The organism is Kamptonema sp. PCC 6506 (genome assembly GCF_000180455.1).
In the GTDB taxonomy this organism is placed as follows: domain Bacteria; phylum Cyanobacteriota; class Cyanobacteriia; order Cyanobacteriales; family Microcoleaceae; genus Kamptonema; species Kamptonema formosum.
Window position 1 is genome coordinate 1 of record NZ_CACA01000235.1, and the last position, 6,914, is coordinate 6,914.

At 46.2% G+C, this 6,914-nt stretch carries 1 protein-coding gene; it reads left to right on the forward strand.

The features are described from left to right. Window positions 1–6,804: CHAT domain-containing protein (locus tag OSCI_RS12125; protein WP_039962218.1), on the forward strand; the 6,804-nt coding region annotated here is incomplete at its 5' end. Window positions 6,805–6,914 lie beyond the last annotated feature (110 nt).

Below are 6,914 nucleotides of genomic sequence, written 5' to 3' on the forward strand. Positions count from 1 at the left end.
ATTACTGCTACAGGAGACATTACCGCTGGCGGAGTACAGTCTAACTCTACTTTTAGTGGCATTGGTGGTAATATCACCGTTAATACTACAGGTGGAAATGCTAGCTTTGGCAGTTTAGATAGCACATCTGTTAACAATGCCGGTGGCGCGATCGCCATTACCACACCTTCAGGAATTACGGCTGCAAATATTAACAGCAACGGCTTACCGAATACTGGTAATATTACCCTAACTAGCAACGAAATTGACTTTACAGATACTTCCGTCCAAGGCAAAGGGACGCTGTTACTTACACCTTTCACTCCGGGTAGTGCGATCGCCATTGGTGGCCCTGGTAGTACAACGGCCCTAGATTTGACAGCAGCAGAACTCAATCAGCTTAACGGTTTCAGTTCTGTTACTATTGGTGAAACAGGCGCATCGGGAACCATCAGCATCGGCGCTAGCGGAGTCATCGATCTTACTAGCAACAGTTTCAACCTCACACTCAACGGCGGGGCCACTACCTTTGCAAATACCCTCACCGTAGCAAACGATCGCACTCTCACCATGAATGTCGGTAGCGTTACCAGCGCGCCTAGTGGGATTGATATCGCCATCGGTGGTACGGGTTTGCTGTCCTTATCTGTCAGCGGGGATGTGGGTACAGTCGCGAATCCCTTATCTACTAACATTAGCCAGCTAACCACAACTTTAATGGGTAATGCTGCTTTTAGCAACAGCGGCGCGATCGCCATCAACCCATCCACAATTAGCGGTCAACTTAATTTATCCGCTACTGGCGCGATCGCGCAAACCGGGCCTCTGAATGTCACCGACGCAACCACCCTCAACGCGCCTGGAAACGATATTACCCTTGATAATCCTGGCAATAATTTTAGCACCGTCGCCGTCACCAGCGCCAACAATGTCACCCTCACCGAGGCTAACGCCATTGACATCGGCAATTCCAATATTTCTGGGACTTTCAATGCTACCGCTAACGGTGTAATTACTGGCAGCGGTAATATTATAGTCGCAGCTACAACCACCCTCAATGCCAACGGATCTGACATTACCCTAGAAAGTGCTGGTAACGACTTTAGCACGATAATTGTTACTAGCGGCGACAACGTTAGACTCTATGATTTTAATTCTATCGATCTGGGCACTTTGACAATCCCAGGTACTTTAAACGTCACCGTTGGCGGTAATATTACTCAGAGTGGAGCGATCGGCGTTGCAGGCGCGACAGCATTTAATGCAATCGGAGATATTACTCTCCTCGATCCTACCAATACTTTTGGTGCGATTACTTTAACTGGTCAAAATGCTTCTATCCTTGAAGGAGCAGCAACAGACATCGCTGGTGTAGTGTTGGGTGGCAACTTGACTCTAACATCAAGCGGAGCGATCGCTCAAGCAGGTAGTATTCTAGTTGCTGGAAATGCTAGCTTGAACGCTGGTAGCAATGATATCACTTCCAATGCTGCGATCGACAGCGGCGGCCTGACTTTGACAGGCGCGAATATTAATTTGAATAGCGCGATTACGGTTGGTGCAGAAGACTTTATTATTACCAATAGTGGCGAGTTAAAGATCGTTCCCGCTGCTACGATCGGCGTTGTCGGAGATTTCCTACAAAATGGCACGGGAAATGTCACAATTGGTGGCAATATTACTAATGCTAGCAGCATTACGTTTGCTCAGGCTGTAACGGTGAGCGAGTCCATAAGTCTTACTGCTAACAACGGCCCGATTCTATTCCAAAATACTGTTGACGGTTCTCAAAATCTGACCTTGAATGCTGGAACTGGGAATGTCACCTTTAGCGATGCGGTAGGTAGCAATGTCTCGCTAGGCAATTTAACAGTAAATAGTAGTGGCGTTACCAGCTTTGTTAGTACAGTAAATGCCGAAAGTGCGACGACAGATGCAGGCGGGACAACAGAAATTAACGGTAACATCACTACAACCGAGACTCAAAATTATGGCGATGCAGTCGCGATTGCCAATAATCCCATTTTGACGGGAAATGGCGTTACTTTCAATTCAACTTTAGATGGCAATAGCGATCTTACAGTAAATTCAAGCGCGGGGAATGTCAGCTTTAATGATGCCGTAGGCGGTAATATCCCGTTAGGAAATTTAGCAGTAAATAGCAGCGATACGACAAGGTTTGCTAACACTGTCAACGCCGCAAGCTTGACTACAGATACAGGCGGAACAACGGAAATTAATGGCAATATCACCACAACAGAGACTCAAAATTATGGCGATGCAGTCGCGATCGCTAATCATCCCATCCTGACGGGAAATGGCGTTACTTTCAATTCAACCTTAGATGGTAATAGCGATCTTACAGTAAATTCAAGCGCGGGGAATGTCAGCTTTAATGATGCCATAGGCGGTAATATCCCGTTAGGCAATTTAACAGTAAATAGCAGCGATACGACAAGGTTTGCTAACACTGTCAACGCCGCAAGCTTGACTACAGATACAGGCGGAACAACAGAAATTAATGGCAATATCACGACAACAGAAACTCAAAATTATGGTGATGCAGTCGCGATTGCTAATAATCCCATCTTGACGGGAAATGGCGTTACTTTCAATTCGACCTTAGATGGCAATAGCGATTTGACGGTAAATTCAGCTATAGGAAATGTCACCTTTAATGATGCCATAGGCGCTAATATCGCGTTAGGGAATTTAGCAGTAAACAGTAGCGAGACGACAAGGTTTGGTAACACTGTCAACGCCACAAGCTTGACGACAGATGCAGGCGGGACAACAGAAATCAACGGTAATATCACGACAACAGAGACTCAAAATTATGGCGATGCAGTCACCATTGCTAATCATCCCATCCTGACGGGAAATGGCGTTACTTTCAATTCAACCTTAGATGGCAATAGCGATCTTACAGTAAATTCAGCTACAGGAAATGTCAGCTTTAATGATGCCATAGGCGGTAATATCCCGTTAGGAAATTTAACAGTAAATAGCAGCGAGACGACAAGCTTTGTCAACACTGTTAACGCCACAAGCTTGACGACAGATGCAGGCGGGACAACAGAAATTAATGGCAATGTGACGACAACGGCGACTCAGGATTATGGCGATGCAGTCGCGATTACCAATAATCCCATCTTGATAGGAAATGCCGTTACTTTCAATTCCACCTTAGATGCTAATAGCGATAGCAATATCAATGTCACCATAAATTCACCTACAGGAAATGTCACCTTTCGTGATGCCGTAGGTAGTAATGTCTCATTAGGAAATTTAACAGTAAATAGCAGCGGTACGACAAGCTTTGGGAGTACAGTAAAAGTCAGAAACTTAACCACAGATGTAGGTGGGACAACAGAAATCAATGGCAATGTGACGACAACAGCGACTCAAACTTATGGCGATGCAGTCACTATTGCTAATAATCCCATACTTAAAGGAAAGGGTATTAGTTTCAATTCTACGTTAGATGGTAATAGCGATCTGACCATAAATTTACCTGTCGGTAATATCACCTTTAGTGATGCTGTAGGTAGCAATATCCCATTAGGAAACTTAGTAATTTCTAGAGGTAATCTCAATATCTCTGCCGCAGCAACAATTAACCTCACAGGTAACTTCGAGCAAAATAGTACCAATCCAGTTAATCTTGCAGGTAGCATTACCACCACAAGCGGTACTATTCTATTTAATGGCCCCATTACTTTAACAGGTAACGCTTCACTGAGTACAAGCGATCGCAATATCTCCTTTAACAATAGCATCAACGGCAACGCTGACCTCAACTTAACTGCTGGCAATGGAGATATCCTCTTTACTGGTAATGTGGGAGATATCGCCGCTATTGGCAATTTAACTATTTTTAGCGCTAATAACTTAACAGCAACAAACGCGATCGCCGCTGCCAGCATAACTCATACATCCGGGACTGGCACAATTAGCGTAGCAGATATCCAAACCTCTGGCGGAGACGTAAAGCTGGCAACTGCTAACAACCTGACAGCAGGAAATATTACCACAGCCGGCGGCAATCTTTACCTCAAAAGCCAAAACGATGCGATCGCAACTGGCAACCTCAACTCCGCCTCTACAGTTGGCGGTGAAATCTTTGTCGATGCCAAAATCAGCATCACAACAGGTGCGATCGATTCTAGCGGTAGCCTTGGCAATGGCGGTAATGTCACCCTCGATCCCATCGGCGACGTACAAGTTGAGTCTATTAATGCTCAAGGCGGCCCCAGCGGTACAGGGGGGAACATTTTTATTGAATCAACAGGTGGATTTTTCCGCGCTAGAAGTTCCTTTGCCACTGCCTTTTCCCCAACGGGAACCGCTAGCATTTCCGCAGGCGGCGGTATTGCTGGAGGTTCAATTATCATTCGCCACGTAGGGGGAGATGGCGGGCCTCCCATTGAAACTTTTGAGGTAGGAAACGGCACGATCAATGGCACTGCGGCGGCCATTACTAATGGCGATTTTACCATCTTGCCTTCCCAATCGTTTAGGCGCTCTTTCTCTTTGGGCAATATTGCGCTTCAGACTGATGATGCACTACCGCTACCGGAACCCACGCCAGAACCCACGCCACAACCCCCTGCAACACCGCCAGTCGCGATCGCACAACCGGAAACCCCAGTCGCAGAGACACCGCCAGTAGAAATTACCATACCGGAAACACCGACACCACCAACACAGCCAGTCGCGATCGCGCAACCAGAAAACCCAGTTGCAGAGACACCACCCGTAGAAATTGTCATCCCTGCAACACCCACACCGCAGACACCGCCAACACCGCCAGTCGCGATCGCACAACCGGAAAACCCAGTGGCAGAGATACCACCAGTAGAAATTGTCATCCCTGCAACACCCACACCGCAGACACCGCCAACACCGCCAGTCGCGATCGCAGAACCTCAAACCCAGAAATCAACTAAAACCCCCATTCTTGAGGCACAACCCCCACTCCCACAAGCGCCGCCAACAGCGCTGGCAACGCCTGCGCCTAGCTTTACCTATACACCGGCGCAACAAACACCTGATACTGCCGATCGGGTAGAACCAGCATCAGAAACCGAAAACAAGGCGGAACAAACAATACCCCAGACAAATATTCAGACAACAACTCAGGTACAAACAACCAGCGATCGCACACTCACTTCCACGCCAGACAATCCTCTCCCAGTGGAAACCACAGAAACCACAGATCGGATTGCGATCGCACCTGTAACAGAGCAGATCGTACCAACTTCCGCTCCCACAACCACCGAAGTTTCCCCAAATCCGACACCCACGCCGACTGTAACACCCACACCCACAGCCGCAAAAATCACCTTTGACAGCCCTCCAACCCCCAAATTAGAACCCGTACCCAATCAACAAATCAACCTCGTAGAAACCCCCAGCGTACCTCCTAGAGAGCAAGTTTCTACCGTCCCTGCGATCGCTGCCAGTAGCGATCTAGAAACAAGCGCAAAACTAGCAACAGTCAGCCACGAACAGCCATCAACCGCAATTAGTAATCAAGTAAAAACCCCACTCACCACTTCTCTAGAAGTAATTAAATCGATTACCTCTGACCAAATCTTTGAAAGTGATATTGAGACAACAGTAGCTAATATTGAGCAGTATAGAAATCAAGAATATGACAGCTACCTGGGAGTCAAAAATGAACCAGGTCACGAAAGAATGACCCTCGCTACAATGCAGGAAACTTTAAAACGTATCGCTGTGATTCCCGGTAAGCCCTGTGCTATTATCTATGTAGTAGCCAGAAACGATCAATTAGAATTGATTTTAGTTACTGGTCAAGCCTCCCCAATTCGCTACAGCATCTCAGCAGCAAAAAAAGCAATTCTTTTACCAATAGTTGAACAGTTCCGAATGGAAATTACCAACCCTCGCCAACGGAGCAGTACCAGTTATTTATCCCGCGCCCAACAACTTTATCAGTGGATAATTGCACCCCTAGAAAAAGACTTAAAAACCTTGGGGATTGAAACCCTGCTATTTTCTTTAGATCCAGGGTTAAGGAGTATGCCGATCGCAGCTTTGCACGATGGCAAGCAATTCTTAATCGAAAAATACAGCTTCAGTTTGATTCCCAGTTTTTCCTTAACTAATAGCCATTACGCATCTATTGATGGTACTAAAGTCTTAGCAATGGGAGCCTCTGAATTTAAGGATAAAGAACCCTTACCCAGCGTACCCATTGAATTGCACTCAATCGTTTCTGATTTGTGGCCGGGTCAATCCTTCCTCAACGAAGCCTTCACCTTAGAAAATTTGCGATCGCAACGCCTTAATACCCAGTTTGGAATCATTCACCTAGCCACTCACGCTACTTTTAATCCAGGCGAACCAAAGAACTCTTACATTCAGCTTTGGAACAGCAAATTGGAAATCAATCAAATCCCAACTCTTAACTGGGATCTTCCCCCAGTAGAATTGCTAGTGCTTTCAGCTTGTCGAACTGCTTTAGGGGACAGGGAATCAGAGTTAGGTTTTGGTGGATTAGCTGTAAAAGCCGGAGCTAAATCAGCCCTTGCCAGTCTTTGGTATGTATCTGATGAAGGTACAATGGGATTGATGATGGAATTTTATCAGGAACTCAGGCACAGCAAAATTAAAGCAGAAGCTTTAAGAGAGGCACAGCTAGCAATGATTTCTGGCAAAGTGCAACTTCGCAATGGACGGCTGATTACAACAGGAGAAGATTTTCCTCTCCCTCCAAATTTAGCCAGTTTAAGTAATAGAAATATGGCTCATCCCTTTTTCTGGAGTGGGTTCACAATGGTGGGAAGCCCTTGGTAATAAGTAGAAGGAAGAAGGAAGAAGGAAGAAGGAAGAAGGAAGAAAAATTTAGTTATAGCAACCGCCACAACGGTTAAGACACTCACTCAGAGCCCAAACTATTGACTCTC